Annotated in this window: 16 protein-coding genes; 3 read left to right on the forward strand and 13 right to left on the reverse strand. The window is 63.3% G+C overall.

Annotated elements, in window-relative coordinates; all coding sequences use genetic code 11:
- Positions 1 to 42: 42 nt before the first annotated feature.
- Both K1X80_RS12200 and K1X80_RS12205 read right to left on the reverse strand, forming a co-directional pair.
- The gene (locus tag K1X80_RS12200) at positions 43 to 3,804 is read right to left on the reverse strand and encodes a DUF6543 domain-containing protein (RefSeq protein WP_220172921.1); all 3,762 of its coding nucleotides are present in this window, start codon (positions 3,802 to 3,804) and stop codon (positions 43 to 45) included.
- On the reverse strand, positions 3,756 to 4,904 hold the full coding sequence (locus tag K1X80_RS12205; protein WP_220172922.1) for a hypothetical protein: 1,149 nt from the start codon (positions 4,902 to 4,904) through the stop codon (positions 3,756 to 3,758). The genes K1X80_RS12200 and K1X80_RS12205 overlap by 49 nt, the downstream gene beginning before the upstream one ends.
- A gap of 141 nt (positions 4,905 to 5,045) precedes the next feature.
- Here K1X80_RS12205 and K1X80_RS12210 point away from each other — a divergent pair, with 141 nt between their 5' ends.
- The 3 genes from K1X80_RS12210 (at position 5,046) to K1X80_RS12220 (ending at position 6,833) form a co-directional block, all read left to right on the forward strand.
- Positions 5,046 to 5,336 (forward strand): DUF5629 family protein, encoded by a 291-nt coding sequence (locus tag K1X80_RS12210; RefSeq protein WP_057959839.1) that lies wholly within the window; start codon positions 5,046 to 5,048, stop codon positions 5,334 to 5,336.
- Positions 5,323 to 6,498: a lactonase family protein gene (locus K1X80_RS12215; protein ID WP_057438650.1), complete on the forward strand. Its 1,176-nt coding sequence runs from the start codon at positions 5,323 to 5,325 to the stop codon at positions 6,496 to 6,498. Before K1X80_RS12210 ends, K1X80_RS12215 begins: the two co-directional genes overlap by 14 nt.
- 155 nt (positions 6,499 to 6,653) lie before the next feature.
- Entirely contained in the window at positions 6,654 to 6,833 is a 180-nt protein-coding gene (locus K1X80_RS12220; protein ID WP_076965178.1) for a hypothetical protein, read from the forward strand.
- 13 nt (positions 6,834 to 6,846) lie between these two features.
- Here K1X80_RS12220 and K1X80_RS12225 read toward each other — a convergent pair whose 3' ends face one another.
- The 11 genes from K1X80_RS12225 to K1X80_RS12275 all read right to left on the reverse strand — a co-directional run bounded on the left by K1X80_RS12225 (position 6,847) and on the right by K1X80_RS12275 (position 22,123).
- Positions 6,847 to 7,452 (reverse strand): glutathione S-transferase, encoded by a 606-nt coding sequence (locus K1X80_RS12225; RefSeq protein ID WP_076965179.1) that lies wholly within the window; start codon positions 7,450 to 7,452, stop codon positions 6,847 to 6,849.
- Positions 7,449 to 11,087 (reverse strand): SbcC/MukB-like Walker B domain-containing protein, encoded by a 3,639-nt coding sequence (locus K1X80_RS12230; protein ID WP_169990653.1) that lies wholly within the window; start codon positions 11,085 to 11,087, stop codon positions 7,449 to 7,451. Before K1X80_RS12230 ends, K1X80_RS12225 begins: the two co-directional genes overlap by 4 nt.
- Positions 11,084 to 12,325, reverse strand: a complete 1,242-nt coding sequence (locus tag K1X80_RS12235; RefSeq protein ID WP_057438646.1) for an exonuclease SbcCD subunit D C-terminal domain-containing protein — start codon at positions 12,323 to 12,325, stop codon at positions 11,084 to 11,086. Before K1X80_RS12235 ends, K1X80_RS12230 begins: the two co-directional genes overlap by 4 nt.
- A gap of 658 nt (positions 12,326 to 12,983) precedes the next feature.
- Positions 12,984 to 14,624, reverse strand: a complete 1,641-nt coding sequence (locus K1X80_RS12240; protein WP_220172923.1) for a BatD family protein — start codon at positions 14,622 to 14,624, stop codon at positions 12,984 to 12,986.
- Entirely contained in the window at positions 14,621 to 16,357 is a 1,737-nt protein-coding gene (locus K1X80_RS12245) for a tetratricopeptide repeat protein (protein ID WP_057959834.1), read from the reverse strand. The genes K1X80_RS12240 and K1X80_RS12245 overlap by 4 nt, the downstream gene beginning before the upstream one ends.
- Complete coding sequence (locus K1X80_RS12250) at positions 16,354 to 17,442, reverse strand: VWA domain-containing protein (RefSeq protein ID WP_057959833.1); 1,089 nt, start codon at positions 17,440 to 17,442, stop codon at positions 16,354 to 16,356. Before K1X80_RS12250 ends, K1X80_RS12245 begins: the two co-directional genes overlap by 4 nt.
- On the reverse strand, positions 17,435 to 17,929 hold the full coding sequence (locus tag K1X80_RS12255) for a DUF4381 domain-containing protein (RefSeq protein ID WP_057438644.1): 495 nt from the start codon (positions 17,927 to 17,929) through the stop codon (positions 17,435 to 17,437). The genes K1X80_RS12250 and K1X80_RS12255 overlap by 8 nt, the downstream gene beginning before the upstream one ends.
- Positions 17,926 to 18,858, reverse strand: a complete 933-nt coding sequence (locus K1X80_RS12260) for a DUF58 domain-containing protein (protein WP_057438643.1) — start codon at positions 18,856 to 18,858, stop codon at positions 17,926 to 17,928. Before K1X80_RS12260 ends, K1X80_RS12255 begins: the two co-directional genes overlap by 4 nt.
- 5 nt (positions 18,859 to 18,863) lie before the next feature.
- A complete protein-coding gene (locus tag K1X80_RS12265; RefSeq protein ID WP_057959832.1) occupies positions 18,864 to 19,823 on the reverse strand; it encodes a MoxR family ATPase in 960 nt (319 codons plus the stop codon).
- Between the two features lie 247 nt (positions 19,824 to 20,070).
- Entirely contained in the window at positions 20,071 to 20,424 is a 354-nt protein-coding gene (locus K1X80_RS12270; RefSeq protein WP_057959831.1) for a hypothetical protein, read from the reverse strand.
- A gap of 94 nt (positions 20,425 to 20,518) precedes the next feature.
- Positions 20,519 to 22,123 (reverse strand): dermonecrotic toxin domain-containing protein, encoded by a 1,605-nt coding sequence (locus K1X80_RS12275; protein WP_220172924.1) that lies wholly within the window; start codon positions 22,121 to 22,123, stop codon positions 20,519 to 20,521.
- Positions 22,124 to 22,621 lie beyond the last annotated feature (498 nt).

The following is a 22,621-nucleotide window of genomic DNA, read 5'->3' on the forward strand; positions in this document are numbered from 1 at the left end:
AACATCCTTTTTATTGGCAGTAGATGCCTTCATGGCGGGGTTCTAGGCGGGCAACAGGCTGAGGAACAGGCGTTGGTCAAACGGCGCGGTGATCGGGTGGTACAGGTCTCGCACGATGGCCTGGCTGTCTGCACCGGCCTGGGCGATCAAGTCCCGCAGGGTCACAAAGCGCTGTTCGGGGCGCTTGAGATGGGCGGCGGTGTAGGCACTGGGCAAACTGTCGGCCTGGCTGTAGTGGAAGTGGGCGTACCACAGCACCGTGAGGCTGTTTTTCTCGCGCACGGCGAACTCCGACACGTAGTCCCTGGACGCGGTACGTTGGGCGCCGTGGACCAGGCCGATATCAATCGCGCCGTGGCTACGCAGGAACTCGATGTGTTCCTGGCGCGGGCGCTGGGCCTTGTAGCCCTCGATGCACTGCTGCGTGCCTTGGCTGCGCAAGTCGCTGGCGCGCCGGCGCAAGCGTTCCACGGTCTGCGGCATGTCCGGCTTGTCCCCATGGTGGTTGGTCAACTCGGTCGCGACCGCTTCGAGGCGCTCGGCCTGGTGCGCGAGCATGTCGCGCCAGTCTTGCGGGTTGAGTTCATCGCGGCGTGTCGGGTCGCTGAGCTTCTTTTTCTGGAACTCGATAGAGCGCTCGATACCGGGCACTTCTTCCAGCAGCCGTTGTGCCTGGGTGCGCAAGGTCGCCAGGGACGGCGCCGGAGATGGCTCGACCGGCGCGGTGGGCTGGGCGTCGACAATCTCTACCCAGCCCTCATTGGGATGCTCCATAAAGCGCCCGCTGACCTGCTGGGTAATCGGGTTGCGGGTCACGATGGTGGGGAAGGGGATGTCGCTTTGCGCGGGTTCCAACTCGCCGACCAGGGCACCCTTGTCCCGTGATTTGAATACGCGTTTGGTTCGCGACGTCGTGCGTACCGGTTTAAACGGCGTCGGTTGTGGCGGCAGGAATTCATCCTCGCGCAACAGGGCCGCCAGATCCGTCTCGGCGCTGTCACGGGCGGTGTGCAGGCGCTCGATCAGCAGCGGCATATACCGTGGGTGTGCCAGAGGTGAGTCCAGTTCCAGCAGGCTCTGGTAAATCTGCAGTCGGCGGCGGTAATGCTTGATCAGGTTGCTCAGCACGGCCTTGCGCTCGGCTGGGGTGAAGCCTTCGGTGGTCAGTAACTCCAGGTGTGAGTCTTCCAGAGGCGACAGCGAGGATTGCAGGTGTTCATGGCGCGCCAGGAAGTAGTGTTCCTGGGGCGTGGTGGCCGGGATCGTCTGGTCGATGCTCAACTCGGTCAGCACATCCAGGGATTCGAGGGTGGCGTTGAGGCGGTTGTAGAACCGGCGCTTGGGGTGACCATTGAGGTACTTGAGGCGTTGCGCGGGGCCGGTCTTCAAGCGTGCGGCCATTTCCTCCAGGGTGTTCTCAATGGCAGTCATCGCCTGGGCGTGGCGCTCGGAAACCGCAAAGTTGGTCTCCAGCAGATCCTTGACATAGCGCATCGCCCCGACATCGTGGGCTGCGCCTTGCAGTTCGATCAGCGACTCGCCCTGTTCGGAAATGAATGTTGCCAGGTAGAGGGATGACAACTGGCTGACGCGGATTTCATCGGTGGCCAGAATCGACTGATATTGCTCGACGCACTGCCCTTCGTAGTCGAAGCGACTGTCCACTTCTTTCATTTGGCCATAGGCCGTGATCAGCTCGCGCCGCTGTTGCAGCAATTCGGCGGCGGCCTGATCGAAGCGCTCCTGAAAAAGCTGGAAGGCGGTCCTGGTCCGGGAGCGTTGGGCGACTTTGTCGCGGTGCTCGGCTATCAGCGCCGGGTCGTCCGGTTTGCTGCGCAAGCTTAGGCGCGTTTTGCCCAAGGCGTTATGCGCTTGCTCGAACTTCAAGCGGGCGGCATCCAGCACCTGGTCGATCGGTTGCAGGCGCTTGATCAGGACGCTGATCTGATCACCGATGCGATTAATTTCCTCCGACACCTGGCTGCGTTGCTGATCGATTTGCGCCAGCTTGGCCTTGAGCCGGTTCTTCGGCCCGCCACCGCGCAGTTTCAGGCCCAGGTCCAGGCTCCAGCGACCCTGGGCATTGCGTGTCAGCTGGAAGCCGGGGTGCTGCGGTTTGTGCGGATGAACCAGGAACACTTGGCCCAGGTCCGGCAGGACATTCACGCGAAACAGCAGGCCGGCCACCGAGGCATGCCACTGCTGATCAATGCGGTACAGGCCCTTGAAGGCGCCGATGCTCACCGGTAAGGGCGGCGGCACCGGCCAGGGTACATGCAGTTCGTGCAGGGCCTCCAGCAGGCGTCGGCGACTGCTGTCCCGCGCGTTGGAGTGGATAAAGTCCACCAGGGTCTGGTCGCCGGCCGGTGGCTCGGCGGGCAGGCCCACCGTGCCTTGTTCGATCACTGTCGGCGGGTGGGCCGTCGTCGCCGGGCGGCGCAGTGCCGCGAGGGTCAGCGCCAAGGCCGGCTCGGTGGTGTGCGCCGCCTGCTCAAGGGTGGGGGTGGGCCGGGAGGCCACGTGCAACAGAATCAGGCCGATGTTGAGCAGCACATCGACCCAGGCCAGTTCCCGCGCAGCGGCGTCATTGCCTTGCAGGGCGAGAATATCGTGGCGCAGGCTGACTGCCAGTTGTGCCATCCAGCCCGCCGCCATTGCCGGCCCGCGCAGAAGCGGCAGCAGCAGAGCGTTGAACAGCAGCCAGCCACCTTCCAGCAGTACTTTCCAGCGGCTTTCGGCATTGGACACCGAGTCCCGGTCTGCCAGGTCCACCAGTGCCCGGGCATTGCTGCCGTACAGGTATTGGGTCAGGTTGCCCGTGGCCAGTGCCTGCGCCAGGGAGCCGGGGATTTCGCCGCCATGGCTGTCCTGCGCCAACTGGGCGGGCGGTGGGGCAGGCCATTGCACGCTGTCGTCACCCTGGCCGAAGCGCAGGATATGTGGGCTATGAAAGCCATTATGGCTGTAGATCGGCCGGGCCTTGTCCGTCATCCAGGACAATACGCTGTCTTGTAGCGCGCCGGGTTGTGCGATGGCGTCGAACAGGGCCGCACGGCTGCTGAATTGCTGCAGCGCGTCCTGGTACAACGGGCGGTAGAGAATCGGCGGCCCGGCGTCGCTAGCGCGCGGTTCGATGATAAACATGTTGCTGACGATATCCGGCACGGCACCGGGCTTATGGGCGAAGGCCAGAGGGCGGATCACGATGTCCTGGGCATCCACCACCCGCCCCGACAGGTTGCTGTGCAGTACCGCCTTGACGTAGCGATAACCCAGGAAGGTAAACCCCTGTTGCCCGCGAATCGCCAACTCCAGGGCTTGGCGCGGCAACTGTACCGCCAGCTCCTGGCCGAACAGCGCTTCACGCCGACGGGCTTGGGCGGTGTCCCCCAACAGCTGTTCGCGGATTGTCTGCGGGTAGTGCCGGCCGACGTCCACCTGGCGGATCAGCCCTGGGGTGCTATGGAGCAGGCCCTTTTCCCCCAGGACGTAGTCTTCGGTCAGCCACTGCGGAACGTCCGCCCCCGAGGTGTCGCGCAGGGTCAGGCGACCCTGGGGCGCGGCGGCGAGGTTGTTGATCGCCAGTTCGCTCAGGCTCATGGTCTGCTGTGCCAGATAGCCGCTACGCAGGTCTCCCACTGGGACATGGAAGGTCAGCGCCAGGTTGTCCGGCTCCACGCTGGACTCGGGGTGGTCGCGGCGCATCTGCTCGCGCAGGGTGCGGGTGGTGAAGGCTTGCAGGTTTTCGACGCCGCTCAGAAAGGATGCACCGCCGGTTTGCCGTTGCAGGCGCGCCTGGTCCAACAGCCCTTGGCGATAGGCAAAGCGCTGCTCGGCATCGGCTGCCAGCAGCCAGGGGGCAGCGCCGCCTGCAGGACAGGCTGCAGCGTCGGGTCCGGCGCGGGGGCGGCGATAAACAAGGGCACAGGGTCGCTGGCGTCGGCGACCTGCTGCTCCAGGGCGCGTACCCCTTCGGTAGCCGGCAAACGGATGGCTTGAAGGTCGTCCAGTTGCTGGTTGAGCAGTAAGGCGGCCTGGGTATCGAAGAGATTGCCATCGGGCTCGTAACGCTTGACCACCAGCGTGTCCGCTTGCAAGCGGCTGACCAGGCGTTGGCCCCAGGTGTGGGTGAAGGCCTCGATTGAGGCAAAGGGCTCGACATTGCCCGACGCCTGGCACAGCAGGATCTGGGTGCCCTGCACCAACAGCAGGTCGGTGCTTAGCAGGCGCGCTTCGCGGTCCTGGTTGCTCACGCAGGCTTGCAGGCAGTAGGCATGCACGAAACCTGCGGGCGCGGCCTGGCGCTCGCGGCGATCGGGCTCGCCGGTCACGCTATCGAGCATGTTCCGGGCGGGGCCGCTCGGCAGCAGGCTTGCGGTGTTTTTCAGGGTGTCGCACAGCAGGTCGCCAAGCCATTGCCAGCGGCTGACGCCGGTTTCTGCGTCGAGGTTCCAGTAGCTCGTCAGGGCGTGTTGCAAAGCGATAGGCAGGGTAAAGGCGAGGTCCAGAATCACCCGTTCAATGACGGTCATATCCGGCTCGCGGGGGCCATTGGCCTCATAGGTCAGGCGCGACGGCGGTCGTTGGGACAGGAAGCAGCGGCGTTCGTCGATGACCAGGGTCAGGTTCAGGGCCGTGCCCTTGCCCAGGTGATCGAGGACGACGTCGATCAGGCGCTTGAGATCCCAGCCGCGCCGTTGGTTGGGGGTGGCCAGCCTGACCGTAGACACATCCAGGCGCAGCACCGGGAAGTGTTCCAGCAGGCGTTCCTGCAGGTGTTGCTCAAGCACCTGGCGCAAGCCCGGGCGATCGGCGAATTGGCGGGCGACGGCCAGGGCCGGGGTGTTGCTGCGGTGAGTGAACAGCGATGGGCCAGGGGGTGGGGCGGGTAAAGTGTCCGGCATAAAAGATTCCGTTCTGCGCGATGGGGTTCCTCCGCAGAATGGCAAGCCGCTGGGGCCGCAGTGTGGTAGCCGGTTATCGCGACACGACGGCGAACACGGTTTGGCCTATCATCAACGTTTTTCCACTGATGAATGATCCTGATGACTGCTGCCACTCTGCCTACTGCACTCCACACCAGCGACATGCTCGAAATCGATGGCCTGCATGCTTTTGATTTCACCTTCGATGACCGGCAGTTGCTGATCAAGAGCATGGACGGTCGGGCCGAGAAACGTTGGACGTTCAGCATCGCCCAGGTGCAGGCCGCGACGTTTGATGAAGCCTTGCAAAGCTGGACGCTCACCGGTGACTCGGGCGAGCACCGCCTGGTGTGCCTGAGCGCCATCACCGGCAGCAACGAAGACGAGGACGACGAACATGCTGATGCGTAAATTCTGGCCCCTGCTGATGGCCGGCAGTGTCGGTGCGATGTCGGTCCAGGCCGCCACGGCCGATACCTTTGATCTGCTGGTGGGCAGCTACACCGCCGGCACCAGCGAAGGCATCTATCGCCTGCAGTTCGACAGCCGTACCGGCCAGTTCAGCGGCCCGCCGGTGCTGGCGGCCAAGGCGCAGAACCCGTCCTGGCTGACCTTGTCCCCGGACCAGAAACGCCTGTTCGTGGTCAATGAAAACGGCCCGGGCCAGCAGGACGAAGTCGGGCGTGTCAGCAGCTATCGCATTGACCCGGCCAACCACCAACTGACCCTGATCAACCAGGTGCAGAGCCTGGGCAACGAACCCACCCACTCAAGCCTGGCCGCCGATGGGCGTTACCTGTTTGTTGCCAACTACTCGGTGCTGCAAGATCCGGGCGGCAGCCTGGCGGCCCTGCCGGTCGATGCCGAGGGCAGGCTGGCGCCACCGGTGCAACTGAGCGGGCACCCGGCCAGCGGCGTCAACCCCGAGCGCCAGGCGTCCAACCATGTGCATTCGGTGGTGTCGTCGCCGGATGGCAAGTACGTGTTTGTACAGGACCTGGGGGCGGACCGGATTTTTGCCTACCGCTACGACCCCAAGGCCAACCCTGAGCGGCCGCTGACCCCCGCCGATCCGGATTCCGTGCAGTTGCCGCCGGGCAGTGGCCCGCGTCACCTGCTGTTCAGTGCCGATGGCAAGCATGCCTGGCTGACCACCGAGATGAGCGCGCAGGTCGCGGTGTACGACTACCAGGACGGCAAACTGAGCGAACGCCAACGGGTGGACTTTGCCGCCGGGCAACCGCTGTCGGACAAGGCCGGCGCGGCATTGCACGCCTCCAGCGACGGCAGGTTCCTCTACGTCAGTAACCGTGGCACCGCCAATCAGATCGTGGTGTTCGCCATTGATCCGGCCAACGCACAGCTGAAAGAGATCCAGCGCCGCGCCGTGGACGGCGATCATCCCCGTGAGTTCAGCCTGGATCCGAGCGGCAGGTTCCTGTTGATTGCCAACCAGAAGAGCAACCAGATCGTGGTGATCGAGCGCGATAGCCAGACCGGCCAACTGGGCAAAACGGTACAAAAACTGCCGATTGATGCTCCCAGCGATCTCAAGTTTCTGGTGCGTCAATAAGCCACAGGCCCCGGTGTACGGGGCCTGACTCCTTGTATTAATCCCAGTGATAACGGCTACTGTTTCAAAGCATTTCAGCGAGCCGGAACCCAGGCGTAAGTTTGCTCCAAGGCCTTCACAAGCCATCCAGCCAACTGAACACAAGGGTTACCGCCATGAACTTCAATCTCTTCTCGATCATTGCCGCTTCCGCTGTTTCCGCCACCGTCGCCTTGCCAGCCAGCGCCAGCGTGGAGATCAGCAGCAAAAAATCCAGCACCAGCGCCTACACCCAGAAATACCTGCAACAGAGCGCCAACTTCTACGCCGCCCTGGATCACAAGACCCCGCAGTGAGCAGCACTCGGCTTCAGGTTTTTGCCATCACTGCGGTAAACAACGGCGCCGCCAGAAAACGCTGCAGCCACTGCTGCAAACGCGGATACGGCGTTGTTGCAAACCACTCCCGATCCACATGGGCAAACTGGCGAATGAACGGCATCAGCGCCACGTCCGCCAGGCTCAGGTGATCGGCCAGTAGGTAATCACGTTGCGCCAGCAATCCCTCCAGCTGGCGCAAAAACACCTCGCCCTCGGCGCGATAGTGTTCCATCGGCTGCTCCGGGTAGCGCTCGGCGTATTTGTAGCGATTCAAATACACCTTGAAGGCCTGGTCATTCTCGCCAATCAATTGCGCCATCAACCTCTGCGCCGCCGGATCAGCCTCGAGCAGCCAGTCCTCGGGGTCGTTCTGTGCCAACGCCCAGTGCATGATCGCCAGGCTCTCGTCGATCACCTGGCCACCCACACACAACACCGGCACCGTGCCCTTGGGTGACAGCGCCAACATCTCGGCCGGCTTGGCCTTGAGGCTGACCTCGACAATTCGCAGCGCCACCCCTGAATACCGCAGGGCCATACGTGCGCGCATGGCGTAGGGGCAACGGCGGAACGAAAACAGCAGCGTCTCGCTCACTTGACCTCCAGGGTGCTCAGGCCATTGCCCTGGCGCTTGACCTGGATCTGCACCGGTATCCGCTCGTGCATTTCCTGCACATGGGAAATCACCGCCACCTTGCGCCCCTGGGCCTGCAGGCCGTCGAGGGCATCCATCGCCAATTGCAGGGATTCGGGGTCCAGGCTGCCGAAGCCTTCGTCGATAAACAGCGACTCGATCTTCAAGGTGCTGGAGGCCATCGACGCCAGCCCCAGGGCCAGCGCCAGGGAGACCAGGAACGTCTCGCCGCCGGACAGCGAGTGCACCGAGCGCAGTTCATCGCCCATTTCCGTGTCCAGCACCAGCAGGCCGAGCATGCTGCCGCCGCGCTTGAGGCGATAACGGCGTACCAGTTGGCGCAGTTGCACGTTGGCGTGGTGCACCAGCAGGTCGAGGTTGTAGGCCTGGGCGAACTTGCGGAACTTGTCGCCGGTGGCCGAGCCGATCAGCGCATCCAGCCGCGCCCAGCGCTGCCACTCTTCATAGGCCTTGGCGGTGGTGAGTGCCAGGCTCTGGTTGGCGTCCTGGCGTCGCTGGTCTTCGGCTTGTTGGGCGCGCAGTTCGGCGCAGTGTTTCTCGGCGTTGTGCAATTGCTGATTAAGGTCGGCCAGGGCCGCGTCCAGCTGTTCGGCGTCGAGGTTGCCGTTGTGCAGGGCCTGGTGGTCCTTGAGGCGTTGCTCGCGCTCTTGCAGCAGGACTTTAGCTTGCTCAATGGCTTTTTCGCTGTGCTGCACCTGCTGGCGCAGCGCGCTGACAGCCGCCTCGTCGAAGGCCAGCAGGTGCGCCAGGCCGGCGTCGTCGAGCTGCGGATGCTGGGCGCGCCACTCGCTGATACGGCTGTGCAACGCCTGGAGTTCGCTGTCCAGGGCTTGCTGGCGCTCCTGGCGGGCCTTGAGGTCGGCGGCCAATTGGATCAGTTCGCTGCGGGTGTCCTGCAACTGCTGATTGGCCTGGGTCTCACTCTGGCGCGCCTGTTCCACCGCCTGCTCAAGGTGCTGCTGCCAGTGCTCGGCACTGCTGTGCTCACCCACCAGGGCGCTGAGTTGTGCCTGGGCGGCCTGCTGTTGGGCGCTCAGCTCAGCCAATTGTTGCTGCAACACGGCCAGCTGTTGTTGGCGATGTTGCTGGCGGTCCTGTTCTTTTTCGAGGGTTTGCTGGCGCTGTTGCTGCTCGGCCAGTTCATCCTTCTGGTAGCCGAGCTGCTCCAGGCGCTGGCTGATCTGTTGGTCCAACAGCATGAACGTGGTCGCGGGCTCCGTGCGCAGGCCTTCGAGGGTCTCGGCCGGTAGCAGGCTGGCGAAAGCATTGAGCTCTTCGTCCAGGCGCTCGCGGTCGCTGGCCAGCTCCCGTTGCTGGTCGATCAACTGCTGGCGGGCCTGTTGGCTGGCATCCTGGGCGGCTTGCAACTGTTGCTGCAGGCGCCCGGCATTTTGTTGCAGGTTGAGCAGGGCGCCCTGGCGCTGTTCGTCCTGGGTGATGCTCTGGCTGAGCTGGCCCAGTTGCTGCGCCAGCCAGGCGCTGCGTTTGTCGCTGTCCTGGTTGAACAGGGTGGCGCTTAACGGATGGGCCTCGAGGCTCGGCGCCAGGGCCTGGCGCTGGGTCGCCAACTGCTCCTGCTGTTGCAGGAACTCCTTCTGCTGGGCGATCAAGCCGCCAACTTCGCCGCGCAGGTCGGTGAGCTTTTCCTTGAGGGTCTCGACGGCGAGCTGTGCAGTGGCCTCTTCGTTTTCATCGTGGCGCGTGAGGCTGTGCAACAAGGCTTCGGGCTGATGGTAAGGATGCTCGACGCTGCCGCACACCGGGCAGGGCTGATCATCCTGCAATTGCCCGCGCAACTCCTCGACACTGGCACTGCGTGCCAGCCGCTGACGCTCCAATAACTGCTTGGTCACGCTCAGGGTCTGCTCGGCCACTGTCAGCTCGGCCTTGGCTTGCAGGCCGGTCTGGTTCAACTGCTCGCGCTGTTGCTGGGCGGTGGCCTGCTTGAGGGCCAACTCCTGTTGTTGCTGGTCCAGCTGCTGCTGGCTGTCCCAGAGCCGCGTCAGGTCTTCGAAGGCCCGTTGCTGCTTGCGATTGTCCTTGAGCAGGCTGTCGAGCAACTGGATCTGCTCGGCCACGGCATGGGGTTCGGCGCCGGCTTCCTGATACAGCAGGTCCAGGGCCGCGCGCTGCTGAGTCCATTGCTCGCTGACGCGGTTGGCGCGTTCTTCCAGTTGCGGCAGTTCGGCCTGGCCCTTGTTCAGGCGATTGCCGATCAGCATCAGCTGTTGCAGGCGGTCACGGTAGGCGTTCCAGGCGTCGCTCAAGGGCGCCAGCCCGGCGCTGCGCTCAAGCTGTGCCGCCAGTTGTTGCAGGCGGCTGGCGACCTGCTGTTGCTGGGCGTGCAAGGCATCGAGCGCGGCCTGGCCCTCGGTGCAGGCGGTTTGCCCCAGTTGTAGTTGTTCGTTGCTCTGGGCCAGCTCGCGGGTCAGGCGGGCGAGGCTGCTTTGTTCCTCGAAGGCCTGGCGCAGCAGCGGCACCGCGTCGGTCTGTTGTTGCAGGGCTGCGGCCAAGGCGCTGTGTGCGCTGGCTTGCTGCTGTTGCAGCTGCTCCTGGCGCGTGTGCAGGGCGCTTTGTTGTTCAAGGTGCTGGCGGATCTGCGCGGCCAGGGGTTCCAGTTGGCCGGTCAATTCGCTGTGCCGCGCGAAATGATGACGCTGCGGTGCCAGTTGCTCCAAGTAGTTCAGGTCCTGGCGCTGCTGGCCTTGGCTGTCCCATTGCTGTTGGGCTTGCTGCAACTGTTCGGCTGCACTGTGCTGGCGCTCTTGCCACTCGCGCAGTTCCTTGAGCCAGGTGTGCTGCAGTTCCAGTTGCTTGAGCTGGGCCTGCTGGGTCTTGAGCTGGTGCTGGGCTGCGCTCAACTGTTGATCCAGCTCGGCGCGGGCCTCGGCCGGCAACGGCGTGACGCCGGTCGCCTGGTCTTGCAGCAGCTTGTGGGCTTCCTTGGCCTCCCGTGCCTTGACGAACGCACGCTGGCCCAACTGGGTGTAGAGCGCGGTGTCGGTGAGCTTTTCCAGCAGTTCGCTGCGCTCGTTGTCGTTGGCCTTGAGAAAGGCGCTGAACTCACTTTGCGCCAGCAGCACGGCGCGGGTGAACTGTTCGAAGTTCAGGCCCAGGGCCAGTTCCAGCTGGGTCTTGTATTCGGTTTTCTGGCTGGCCAGCAGTTGCTCGCTGTCCAGGTCGATCAGGCTTTGCCGGCTGTTCTGCAGCTTGCCGCTGGCCTTGTCGCGGGCACGGTTGGCTTCCCAGCGCGCGCGGTAGCGCCGGCCGCTGACGCCGATAAAGTCCACCTCGGCATACCCGCCGCCGGTACCGCGGCGGATCAGGGTGCGCGGGTCGCCGATGGAGATATCGGTATCGGCATCGGGCATTTTCGCCTGGCCGGTATCGCCCAGGCGTGGCACGGCGCCAAACAGCGCCAGGCACAGGGCGTCAAGCAAGGTACTTTTGCCGGCGCCGGTGGGCCCGGTGATCGCAAACAGGCCGGCACTGGCCAAGGGCTCGGCGGTAAAGTCGATCTCGAATGGCCCGGCCAGGGACGCGAGGTTTTTCAGGCGGATGGCGAGGATCTTCATGGCAGTTGCTCCTCCTGTTGTACTTCCTGGAGCAGCACGGCGAAATCCTTGAGGGTCTGTTCGTCCACGTCATTGCCGTAGCTTTCCTGCCAGGCACGGCTGAACAATTCCTGGGGCGTGAGCTGGTCGAGTTCGATCAACTGCTCTTGGCCATGGTCCTGGCGTGCGCCGCTGCCGGCGTACTCGGCGGCGATGCGCACCAGGCGCACGGCCTTGCCCAGCAGGGCGTTTTCCACTTGCTGGCGCAGGTCGGGCTGGGGTTCGTCGAGGCGCACCCGCACTTCCAGCCACGGCTGGCGCTGGGTTTCGGCCAGCAGGTCGACATCGGGCAGCTCCGCCAGTTGCTTGAGGATCTCGGCCAGGGGGGCGGCTTCCAGGCGTTGCAGATGCACGGCGCGGGGGATCAGGCGCGATTCGACGCTGACCAGGGTGTCGCCGTCCAGTTGCACGTCGAGAATCTGGTGTTGATAGCCGATTTCGGAGAACGACAGCGGGATCGGCGAGCCGCAATAACGGATGCGCTCCTCACCATTGACCCGCTGCGGCTTGTGCAAATGGCCGAGGGCGACATAGCTGACACTGGCATCGAACAGACTGGCCGGCAGCGCTTCGGCGTTGCCGATGATCAGGCTGCGCTCGGAGTCTTCCGACACCGAGCCGCCGGCCATATGCGCGTGGCTGATGGCAACCAGCGCCTGGCCCGGCTGGCGCTTGGCGTTGGCCGCCGCGATCAGGCGCTCATGCACCTGGCCGATACCCTTGAGGTAATCGTCGCCCAGCAGTGCGCCAGTGACCTCGGCCGGGCGCAGGAACGGCAGCGCCAGGCACCAGCCGGCCACAGCCCCGGTTTTGTCCGGTAGAGCAATCAGCAAGCGCTCCACATCCAGTTGCCCGTCATCCAGCCACAGCACCCGGCCCAGGGCATGGGTACGCAAACGCCGCATCAACGGCGCCGGCAGCTCAATGCGCGAGCCGGAGTCGTGGTTGCCGGCGATCATCACAATCGTCAGGTCGGGGTTTTGTTCATGGGCGTTGATGATGAAGTCATACAGACGCTCCTGGGCCTTGAGCGGCGGGTTGACCGTGTCGAAGATATCGCCGGCAATCAACAGCACATCGGGGCAGTGCAGCTTGATCTGGCCCAGCAGCCACTCGAGAAAACAGGCGTGCTCGAAGTCGCGTTCCTGGCCGTGGAGGTTTTGGCCCAGGTGCCAGTCGGAGGTGTGAAACAGACGCAAGGCGAACTCCGTGGGGAATAGGGAAAGGAGGGGAGTTTACCTGTAAATGGTAATGGGGCGCCCAAGATCAACAGCAAAGCCAGAGCGCGAAGCTGCATTCCCCTGTGGGAGCTGGCTTGCCTGCGATGGCGGTTCATCAGCCAATACATTTATCGACTGATACACCGCCATCGCAGGCAAGCCAGCTCCCACAGGTATATGCGTACGCCTCGACGATCAGGTCGGCTGTCAGGCCGCCTCGCTTTGCTTGTGATTTTGATCTTAGGCGCCCCGTTAAACCACGCTGGCCGTCATCCGATATTGATTTGGGGGGTAAACCGGCAGGACGCCGGTTTAGCCGCGCTGGGCCATGGATGGCCCATCGCGGCGGCCCCCCAAATCAATGTCGGATGACGGGCACACCGAGCCTAGGCGAGGTGCCGAGTGGTGGGGCAAGAGCGCTTTGCTTACTTTGGCGCTCTTCCAAAGTGAGCCGCCGTAAGGGCGGAACCAATAGCCGCCGTGACCGCAGCAACGGATATGTACACACCCCCCAAGAATCACCAAAGAGTTGTGTAGATACCCATGCCGCGACCCAACAAGCCAGCTCCCACAGCAGTCCACGCATGCCCCAACGAATATGCCTGCGCCGAGCCCAATGTCGCTACAGCATGGGCAGTTACTTGGGATACAGCGGCGGCAAGCTGGTGCTGTCGGCCACCGGCGCCTGTTCGCGCTCGGCCATGGGAATGGCCTTGATCGCCCGCCACAGCTCCTCACCCTGCCAATACTGGCCGGTTTCGCTGTAGAGCGCGCCGTTCAGCCCATCCAGGGCATCGGACAAGGGCACAAACCGCGCCGCCATGTCCGCCAGGGTTTCCGGTTGTTGGCGTGCCCAGGCATCCAGCGCCTGGCGTGTGGCCTGGGGGTCATTGGCCTGGCTCGCGCGCTTGAGGTCGTCGAGCAAGGTGCGGGGGCTGGGCCCGGTCTGGGCGGCGCGCTGGATTGCCGGGCGGGAGCGGGCCCGCCACCACAGGCCGAAGCCGAGCAGGGTGGTGCCGGCGAGGAGCAGGCTGGTAAGTTGCCAGATCCACAGGCGACCATCGTCCGGTGCGGTGATTACGGTGGGGGTGGCCGGGGTGTCGACCACCAGGCTCGGGTTGACCGCCACTTGCAGGGTGCGGGCCGGCAGGCTGGTGCGTTCCAGATGGTCTTCATGAGTGTTCCACCACACCACCTCCACCGCCGGCAGCTCCAGGGCGCCGGCGCGGTTGGGCACCAGGGCCTCGCGGTCTTCGCGGCTGCCGATCACCCCGCGCTCGCTGCTCTGGTTGCTCAACACCGGCTGGTCGGGGTAACGCCGCAGGCCGGCGATTTCGGTGCTCGGCAGCGCCGGTAACTGGGCACTGGCCAAGCCTTCGGCCTTGAGGGTGAGGATGCGGGTCAGGGAGTCGCCGACCTGCACGTTCGTAGGTTCCGGGTTCCAGCTTTCACCCAGGCTCAGACTGCGCGCCGGCAGCCAGGGGGCGTCTGCGGGGTACAGGGCCGGCTTGGGCTTGATCGTCAGGGGGATTTCGGTGGAATTGACATGCAACAGCTTGCCGGGCCTGGGTGCCTGGGGCGTGGTGCCCTGGGCCGGGCGCGGTTCGACTTGGGTGGCACTGAATATTTGCGCCGGGATCAGCAGTTGCCCGCTGTGTTGCGGGTAGATCCCATAGCGCATTTCGATCACGCCGTGGCGCACGCCGTTGATGACTTTTTCATAGGTGCGCGAATCGCCCACCTGCTCGACCCGCGCGTCAGACAACTGCAACGGCGTCAGGCTGCTGTCGTCATACAGCGCCACCGAGTGGTAGATGCGCACCGTCAGCAGGGCCTGGGCCTGTACATAGACGCTGCCCTCATCGAGGCTGGCTTCGATGAATACCGGTTCCAGTTGATTGTCACTGTCCTGGCCCAGGGTTTCGTCCACTTGCAGGCTGATCGCCTGGGTCTTGAGTTCGCCCAGTTGCAGCGGCGGGATCACCACGGTGCCGGTGGTCTTGGGCTGCAAGGTGATGATCCAGCGAGTGGTGGCGTGGTTGCTGCCGTCAAGGGTGGTGAGTTGGTTGATCTGGCGGGTGCCACGCACGTCGAACAGCGGGTCCAGGGGCGCCAGGTCCGGCTTGCCGAACTGGGTGACGTCGTTGAACTCGATTGTCAGCTCCACCGTTTCCCCGGAATTGACGCGGCTGCGGTCGATACTGGCGGCCAGGTCGGCCGCCTGGGCGTGACCGGCCCACAGCGCTAGCAATAAGACAAAGGGGGTGCAGCGGCTCATCGAGTCTTGTCCTGATGTTGTTGCTGTTCGTACCAGAATTTGCGTCGCAACAACTCGCCGGGGTTGTCCGGGATCTGTCGCAGCCACTGTTCCAGGGCCTGGCGGTGCTCCTCGTCGAGGTTGCTCTCGGTGGGGCGCAAGGGCGGCGTCGTGGTTTGTTCGTCGCCCAGTTCGCTGCCGGGTACTTCGTTGTTGCCGGCAACGGGCGGGGTGCCGGTTTGTGTGTCAGCCGTGCCTGCCTGGCCCGCGCCCTGGGGCGATTGCTCGCCGCCGTTGGCCTGTTGGCCGCTGTCGCCCGGTTGTGCAGTTTGGCCGGGTTGGGTGGATTCGTCATCCTCGTTTTTTTCCGGTGCGGGCGGCTCAGGTTCTGGCTCTTCCAGCAGCAGGCTCTCGACAAGGGCTTTGTTTTTCAGGGCGGGCTGCAAGTCGGGCTGGGCTTCCAGGGCTTGCTCATAGGCGTCTATCGCGGCTTCCAGCTCACCGGTGCGGGCCAGGGCATTGCCACGATTGTAGTGGGAATAGGCATCACTGCCTTCGGCAAAACGCCGGGCCGCCTCGGCATAGTTGCCCGCCTCGTACAGGGCGACACCCTGCCATTGCGGGTTTTCAAAGTGTTCGGCGGCTTCGGCCGGGCGTTTGTGCTTGAGCAGGTACTGGCCCTGTTGATCGGGGCGCAGCCACAGGTCGTCAAAGCTGAACGCGTAGCTCGGCTGCGGCGCGGCCAGGAGCAGCAACGGCAGGCAGAACAGCCAGCCACGGCGCCCGGCGCAGGCGGCAAGCAGCAGCAAGGGCAGCAATAGCCAGTAACCCTGGTCGGCCCAGGTGTCCAGTTGCAGGCGCTGACCGTCGTCGCGCAGGTTTTGCGGGCCGTCCAGCAGGCCCAGGCCGCGCAGGTCCTTGTCGTCCAGGCGGGCCTGGCGATAGCGGCCGCCCATTTCGCTGGCAAAGGCCTTGAGCGTCGGGCTGTCCAGGCGCGGGATCAGGATCGCGCCTTGTTCGTCCTTGAGGAACTCGCCACTTTCCTGGGTCACTGGCGTGCCTTCGCGGCTGCCGATGCCGAGGATCGACAGGCTCGGCGCCTGGCCTTGCAGCAGCAGGCGAATGCCCTGGCGTTCCTGCTTGGACAGCGACGAGCCAATCAACAACAGGCGACCCTGGCCCAGGCCGCCGTGCTTGAGCAGGCCCAGGGCTTTTTCCACTGCCAGGTCGGCACGATGGCCGGCCTCGGGCATGATCGACGGGCGCAGGGCTTCCAGCAGGTTGCGGCTGGTGGCCAGGTCGTCGGACAGTGGCACCAGCGTGTGGGCGCTGCCGGCATACACGACGATGGCGGTCTGCGCATCGCTGCGCGCCTGCAGCAGATCCACCAGCTTGCGCCGCGCCTGCTCCAGGCGATTGGGCGGGCTGTCGGTGGCAAGCATCTCTGGGGTCAGCTCCAGCAGCACCACCAGCGGGTCGGCGGGCTTCTGGCTGATCTGCTCGACCCGCTGCCAGCCGGGGCCGAGCAAGGCCAGCACCGCCAGCAGCCAGGCCAGGCCCAGCAACAGCCATGGTGACTTGCTTTCCCGGCCATTGCCGCCACTGAGCAGGGCGGCGTGGAAGGCCGGCGGCAGGATCATCTGCCAGCGCCCGGCGCGTTTTTGCCGATGCCACAGTTGCCACAGCAACCAGCCGAGGACGGGCAGCAGCAACAGCCACCAGGGGCGGAACCAGTGCGGCCATAAAGCGATCATCGACGCCTCCGCAAGCGCAGGCGTTTAAGGCGTTGCCGCCATTGCGGGTGCTGTTGCAGGAAATGGCCCTTGGTCGAGAGTTTATTGAGCAGCCGTTGCAGGGCGTTGTCCGGCCAGCGTTCCTGGATCACCAGCAGCAGGCTGAGAAACAGCGCCAGGGCCAGCGGCCCGCTATACAGCGCCTGGGTCGGGCGGGCCTGGGTTGGTTGTTGCGCCACCGGCTCCAGCTGGTCGAGGGTTTGTTTGATCGCTTGCAACTCGGCGCCGTCATGGGCGCGGAAATACTGCCCGCCGGTGGTCTGGGCGATGGCCTTGAGCGCCGGCTCGTCGAGGTCCAGGCTGGGGTTGAGGCCGAGCATGCCCAGGCTGCCGGTCTGTTCGGGGCTGGCGCCAATGCCGATGGGGTAGATTTTCACGCCTTCTTCGGCGGCCAGGCGGGCGGCGGTCAATGGGTCGATTTCGCCGCCATTGTTGGCCCCGTCGGTGACCAGGATCAGCACCCGGCTTTGTGCCGGGCGTTGCCGCAGGCGTTTGAGGGCCAGGCCAATGGCGTCGCCAATCGCGGTGTTTTTCCCGGCGATGCCGATGCGTGCCTCATCCAGCCAAGTGCGCACGGTGCGCCGGTCGAAGGTCAGCGGTGCCTGCAGGTAGGCCTGGCTGCCAAACAGGATCAGGCCAACGCGGTCGCCCTCGCGGCTTTCGAGAAAGTCGCCAAGCAGGTGCTTGACCAGGTTCAGGCGGCTGACGTCTTCGTCCTGCCATTGCATATCGGGGAAGTCCATGGAGCCGGACACGTCCACCGCCACCAACAGGTCGCGGCCGCTGGCGGCAATCGGCAACGGTTCGCCGAGCCATTCCGGGCGGGCGGCGGCGGTCAGCAGCAACAACCACAGCACCACGAACGGCGCTTGTTGGCGCCAGCCCGGCAGGTTGATGCGCGCGCGGCGCCGGGCCAGGCCTTCGAGGTCGCCCAGAAAGCTGACTTTCAAGGCCGGCTCGCCGCTGTCGGCCACCGGCAGGATCAGCCGCATCAGCCAGGGCAGGGGCAGCAGGGCAAAGACCCACGGCCAGGCGAACTCAAACATGTTTGCGAATCCAGGTGTCGACCGCTTGCGTCAGGCCGGCGATGGCCTTGTCGTCGAGCTTGCACTCGGGTTTGTAGGCGCCCTCGACGAGGACCATCCAGCGCGTGAGGCCGGCGGCGGGGCAGCGGTTGTCGAGAAAGGCCAGCCATTTGCGCCCGTTGAGGGTGTGGCTCTGGCTGTAGGGGTAGTCGTTGCGGCACAGGCGCTTGAGCAGGCCGTTGAGCTGCTGCAGCCAGGCGCCGGCCGGTGCGCCGTCGTAGGGCTTGGGCATCAGCGCCAGTTCCGCGAGGGCGGCAATACGCAGCGGGTCCAGGGGCTGTTCGGCCCGGGCCAGGGGGCGTTTGCTCGGCAGGAAGCGCCGCAGCCGCCACAAGCCCCAGCCCGCCAGGGGGATCAGCGCCAGCAACAGCCACCAGCCCGGCGCCGGCGGCCAGAAACCAATGGCCGGTGGGGCGATCAGCGGTTGCAACTGGTCCAGGCTGCTCATGGCTTTTTCACCGGGCGTTGCGGGTTGAGGTATTCGCGCAGTTGCTCGACCATTTCGCTCTGGGTGCTCAATGGCATCAGCAGTACCCGCAGTTTTTGCGCGAGCAATTCCCAGCGGGCGATGCGTGCTTCGGCCTGGGCCTTGTAGGCCTGGCGCAGCTCGAAGTTCAAGGTGTCGATTTCCAATTGCGCGCCGCGCTCGGCGAAACGCAGCAGCCCGGCGGCGGGCAGTGCGTGGTCCAGCGGGTCTGAGACCGGCAGCAGCAACAGGTCGCAATGGCGCGACAACAGGCTCAGTTGCTGCTCCGCGCCCTCGGTCAGGGCGCGCTCGTCGCAAATCACAATCACCAGGCTGCCGGGGCGCAGCACTTCGCGACCACGGCGCAGGGCCATGCCCAGGGCGTCGGCTTCGGGGCGGCTCTCGGTGTTGAGGCTCTGGTTGACCCGTACCAGGCGGTTGAGCAGTTGCAGCAGGCTTTGCTTGCTGCGCCGGGGCTTGATTTCGTAGTGCTCGTTATCGCCGAACACCAGGCCGCCGACCCGGTCGTTGTGGCCCAGCGCGGCCCAGCCGATGAGGCTGGCGGCCTGGGCGGCGAGGACCGACTTGAACATCAGCCCGGAGCCGAAAAACAGCCGGCAGCTTTGCTCCACCATGATAAAGATCGGCCGTTCGCGCTCTTCGTGGAACAGCTTGGTGTGGGGCTCCTGGGTGCGGGCGGTGACGCGCCAGTCGATGGTGCGCACATCGTCGCCGGCCTGGTACACCCGCACCTGATCGAAGTCCACACCGCGCCCGCGCAGTTTGGAGTGGTGCAGGCCGATCAACGGGCTGCGCTGGCTGGGCGTGGAAAACAGCTGTACTTCGCGCACGCGATGGCGCATCTCGATCAATTCGCTGAGGCTGACATGGATCCCGTCGCCGGCATTCATGGAGATCAAGCGACGGCTACGACGTCGAGAATACGCTGCACCACGCGGTCCTGGTCGATGCCGGCCGCTTCGGCCTCGAACGACAGAATGATGCGGTGGCGCAGTACATCGAACAGCACCGCCTGGATATCTTCCGGGCTGACAAAGTCACGCCCGGCCAGCCAGGCGTGGGCGCGGGCGCAGCGATCAAGGGCAATCGAGCCCCGGGGGCTGGCGCCATAGGCAATCCACTCGGCCATTTCCGCGTCGAACTTGGCCGGGGTGCGCGTGGCCATGACCAGTTGCACCAGGTATTCCTCCACGGCGTCGGCCATGTACAGGCCGAGGATTTCCTTGCGCGCGGCAAAAATCGCCTGCTGGCTGACCCGCCGCTCGGGCTTTGTCTCGCCATTCAGCGCTTCGCCACGGGCCTGTTGCAGGATGCGCCGCTCCACGGCGGCATCGGGGAAGCCGATCTTGACGTGCATCAGGAAGCGGTCGAGCTGGGCTTCGGGCAGGGGATAGGTGCCTTCCTGCTCGATGGGGTTCTGCGTGGCCATTACCAAAAACAGCGGCGACAGCTCGTAGGTGCTGCGCCCGACGCTGACCTGGCGCTCGGCCATGGCTTCGAGCAGGGCCGACTGGACCTTGGCCGGAGCACGATTGATCTCGTCCGCCAGCACCAGGTTGTGGAAGATCGGCCCTTGCTGGAACACGAAACTGCCGGTTTCCGGACGATAGATCTCGGTGCCGGTGATGTCGGCGGGCAACAGGTCGGGGGTGAACTGGATACGATGGAACTGTGCTTCGATCCCTTCGGCAAGCTCCTTGATGGCCTTGGTCTTGGCCAGGCCGGGAGCGCCCTCTACCAGCATATGGCCGTCGGCGAGCAGGGCAATGAGCAAACGCTCGATGAGTTTTTCCTGGCCGAGAATCTGCGTAGAAAGAAAGGTTCGCAGCGCGAGCAGCGCTTCACGATGTTCCATCAAGGACGGTTCCTGGAAAGATGAGCCTGGGGATTGGGAAAAATGCCAAGGCCTGGGGGGCCTACTTTAATGCATTGGAGGGGCTGGCGACTAATGAACCAGGGGGTATTTTTTTGCGATCTGTAGGAAAGGTCTGAGGTTTTTGGCGTTTATAAGGGTCTCATCGCGGGCAAGCCCGGCCTCCCACAGGTGGGGGCGGGCTTGTCGGGTCGCCGCATCGCCGCGATGGCGATTTAGCAGGTGCCCATCAAGGCGTGCGGATATAAGTGCCAGTGCCCTTGAGAATGTTCTGCAGGGTTTCTTCTACCTCGGCCAGGTCCGCCTCAGCGGTACCGTGATTGATCTGCAGGTGGTCGCTGCCGCCCAATGCGTCCTTGTCCGCCGCACCGATTTCCACCAGGAGGGTGGTCGCGCTCAGGGTGATCTTCAAGCCTTCCAGGGTCGAAGGCTCGTAGTCCCAGGTCAGTTCAACCTCGTCCTCATCTGGATAACGCGACAGCATGAACATCTCGCCATGGGTACCGTGGCAGCAGAGCATGGCCATGTTGTCTTCTTCGTCGTCGCAGGGGGTGGCGAGCAGGTGGGTGGTGGTCAGTTGCATGTAGAGTCCTGTCTGGAAAGGCGGCTTCAAGGCCGGCAGGCCTTGATTCTGCCATTGCATCGGGCTTTGTGTCGGCTTTTGTATCAAGCGGGCATCAGGTTTTGGAGGCCCAGGCACTGATTGCGCTGCTTAACGGTTTAAAGGCATTCCCCAAACCACTGGTGAACACAGGAAGAAGGGTTTTCACGGAACCTTCGCCAATGAGCTTGTCTGCCCCAGGGCGCCTGTGGATATAGCTGTCTATGCCAATGCCGAGTTGCGCGGTGCCCACCGCTGTGCTTGTGGCCGTCAGGGCAATGCCCAGCGGCGGGAAAGCGATTCCGAGTGGGGCTAAAAGAAGTAGCCCATATTTTGCCCAGTTCAAGTACTTGAACGCAGTCTTTGCGTTGACGTCGCGATTGAGGACGAATTGAAAACGAGTGGCGCTTTTCAGGTCTACCTCGGTGCGATGCTGGAGTTCCTCGAATGGACTTCCCTGGACAACCTGGCCATCGAATAGGCCACCCTCGTCAAAATAACCGAGCTTTTCTTGCGTGGAGGCAGGAAGGTCACCGTTAAGTACATTGCGGGTGTTGTCTACGAGTGCATCAATGCCTTTGGACAGGAATTCATTACCGAGGTCTTCGGGGCGGAAGTAAAGTTTGAAACTCTCGACGAATTGCGGATCTTTCATTTGCTCGGCCAGCCATTTATTCATTTCTTTCTTGGAGTCGAAGCCTTTCAACGGAGACGCCTGGCCAGGTAGATACAACAAGACCCTGCCCGTGGTCTTATCCTGGGTGTAAAAAGCGCGCATGGGGAAACCTTTGAATGTGAGGAATTTGGTTTCCAGATTCGGGTCAGCCTTGTAGGGCTGTGTCAGGTCATTTTGATTAAGGGATAGGTAACTTTTGTCGGCCGGCATGCCCGCGACACCCATGGCAATCTGGCGATCGTTTTCGGTAAGAGACTTGTCATGGTGTTGAACGTGTGACGCTTTCAAAAACGCGCCTCTCGCCGCTTCGGAGTAGGCATGGCGGGAGTTGCCGTTCCAGTAATTGTTAAGGTACTGGTCATAAGGGGATTTATAACTGTTATCCCATACCATCTGTTTGAACTCAGTTGCCGGGATATCGACCCTGTTGCTCGCATCATAGGTATTCGCAGACCCCTGCTGCGGCTCCGTGTAAATCCCTTGAAAGTGGCTGGTGAACCCTGTCTCATTTGGGCGCGGGAACCTACCAAAGGCGTCAGGCTTATCTGTATGTTTTGAACTTTTCCTTATTTCAAAAGGGCCGTCCTCTTTTGAACGTATCGCCCCGTGGAAGTCAGGCTCTTCCTGCTGGTTGAGCCTCGCTGCCTGGGTCAGGGATATTTTTTGAACAATGACCCCGCTGTAAGGTGGGGTATTGGTGCGGTGATCATACTGAATGCTCACTAAGTAGGTGTTATCGGGGTCAATATCTTTACCGAACTTTTCCTTTATCTGACGCTTTACTTCCATGGATGTAATTTCATCTGCCGTCTTGGGCTGCTTGTACTGGCTGATGAGTTGTTCGACGGCCTTGTTGCTGGATAGGGGCGCTTTGAAATAGGGCACCGGAAAGTGCGGCGTGGAGGCAGCGGGGGCATTGTCCGAACTTGATCGTGCAGTGGGCTGGAAGAAAGAGCCACGGTTCCCACCGGGTGGGACGTTAAGGGCGGAAGAGTGTACGTTCAATTGAGCCTCGTTGAGTGGTAATAGGGCCTTTATGGGTATGACTGCCTACGCACACTAAGTGACTGAATTTTGAAATACGGTTCCTGCGTGGAGCTGGGAATTAGATTGTACGAGTGTATGAATATTTACCTGTCAGCACTCTCGCCGTGCCTGCATGGCCACCCACTTTCAATCGCTAGCCACCCCTTTACTGGCGGGAGGGGTTGCTCTTGGTGCAACCGCCCATTGCCGGGTGTTGACCGAATATGTCGCAGTGCAGTAAGCAGCCTGCTCGCCGCACTCGTTAAGCTGCGCAACGGGTGTACCTTCTGCGTGACTCTGGCCTGCCCGTCGTGTCGTCATCCGCCGGTGGTGCATCCAGTGGACGTCGAATGTGACCTCAGGGTCTTGTCCAGCTTCACCCACCTGTCACCCTGATTCGTCTATGGTGCTTATCATCAGCACCTGCGAACAGACATGACGGCCTCCCCATCAGGGGACAACACGCGACGCTTCCAT

It is taken from the genome of Pseudomonas sp. So3.2b (assembly GCF_019464415.1).
GTDB classification, from domain to species: domain Bacteria; phylum Pseudomonadota; class Gammaproteobacteria; order Pseudomonadales; family Pseudomonadaceae; genus Aquipseudomonas; species Aquipseudomonas shahriarae.

What these genes read in the sequence shown, in the direction of transcription:
- K1X80_RS12245 (WP_057959834.1), bottom strand. Translation starts at nt 16,357, where the DNA reads ATGATCGCTTTATGGCCGCACTGGTTCCGCCCCTGGTGGCTGTTGCTG.
- K1X80_RS12250 (WP_057959833.1), bottom strand. Translation starts at nt 17,442, where the DNA reads ATGTTTGAGTTCGCCTGGCCGTGGGTCTTTGCCCTGCTGCCCCTGCCC.
- K1X80_RS12205 (WP_220172922.1), bottom strand. Translation starts at nt 4,904, where the DNA reads ATGCCGGACACTTTACCCGCCCCACCCCCTGGCCCATCGCTGTTCACT.
- K1X80_RS12255 (WP_057438644.1), bottom strand. Translation starts at nt 17,929, where the DNA reads ATGAGCAGCCTGGACCAGTTGCAACCGCTGATCGCCCCACCGGCCATT.
- K1X80_RS12230 (WP_169990653.1), bottom strand. Translation starts at nt 11,087, where the DNA reads ATGAAGATCCTCGCCATCCGCCTGAAAAACCTCGCGTCCCTGGCCGGG.
- K1X80_RS12215 (WP_057438650.1), top strand. Translation starts at nt 5,323, where the DNA reads ATGCTGATGCGTAAATTCTGGCCCCTGCTGATGGCCGGCAGTGTCGGT.
- K1X80_RS12265 (WP_057959832.1), bottom strand. Translation starts at nt 19,823, where the DNA reads ATGGAACATCGTGAAGCGCTGCTCGCGCTGCGAACCTTTCTTTCTACG.
- K1X80_RS12220 (WP_076965178.1), top strand. Translation starts at nt 6,654, where the DNA reads ATGAACTTCAATCTCTTCTCGATCATTGCCGCTTCCGCTGTTTCCGCC.
- K1X80_RS12240 (WP_220172923.1), bottom strand. Translation starts at nt 14,624, where the DNA reads ATGAGCCGCTGCACCCCCTTTGTCTTATTGCTAGCGCTGTGGGCCGGT.
- K1X80_RS12210 (WP_057959839.1), top strand. Translation starts at nt 5,046, where the DNA reads ATGACTGCTGCCACTCTGCCTACTGCACTCCACACCAGCGACATGCTC.
- K1X80_RS12260 (WP_057438643.1), bottom strand. Translation starts at nt 18,858, where the DNA reads ATGAATGCCGGCGACGGGATCCATGTCAGCCTCAGCGAATTGATCGAG.
- K1X80_RS12270 (WP_057959831.1), bottom strand. Translation starts at nt 20,424, where the DNA reads ATGCAACTGACCACCACCCACCTGCTCGCCACCCCCTGCGACGACGAA.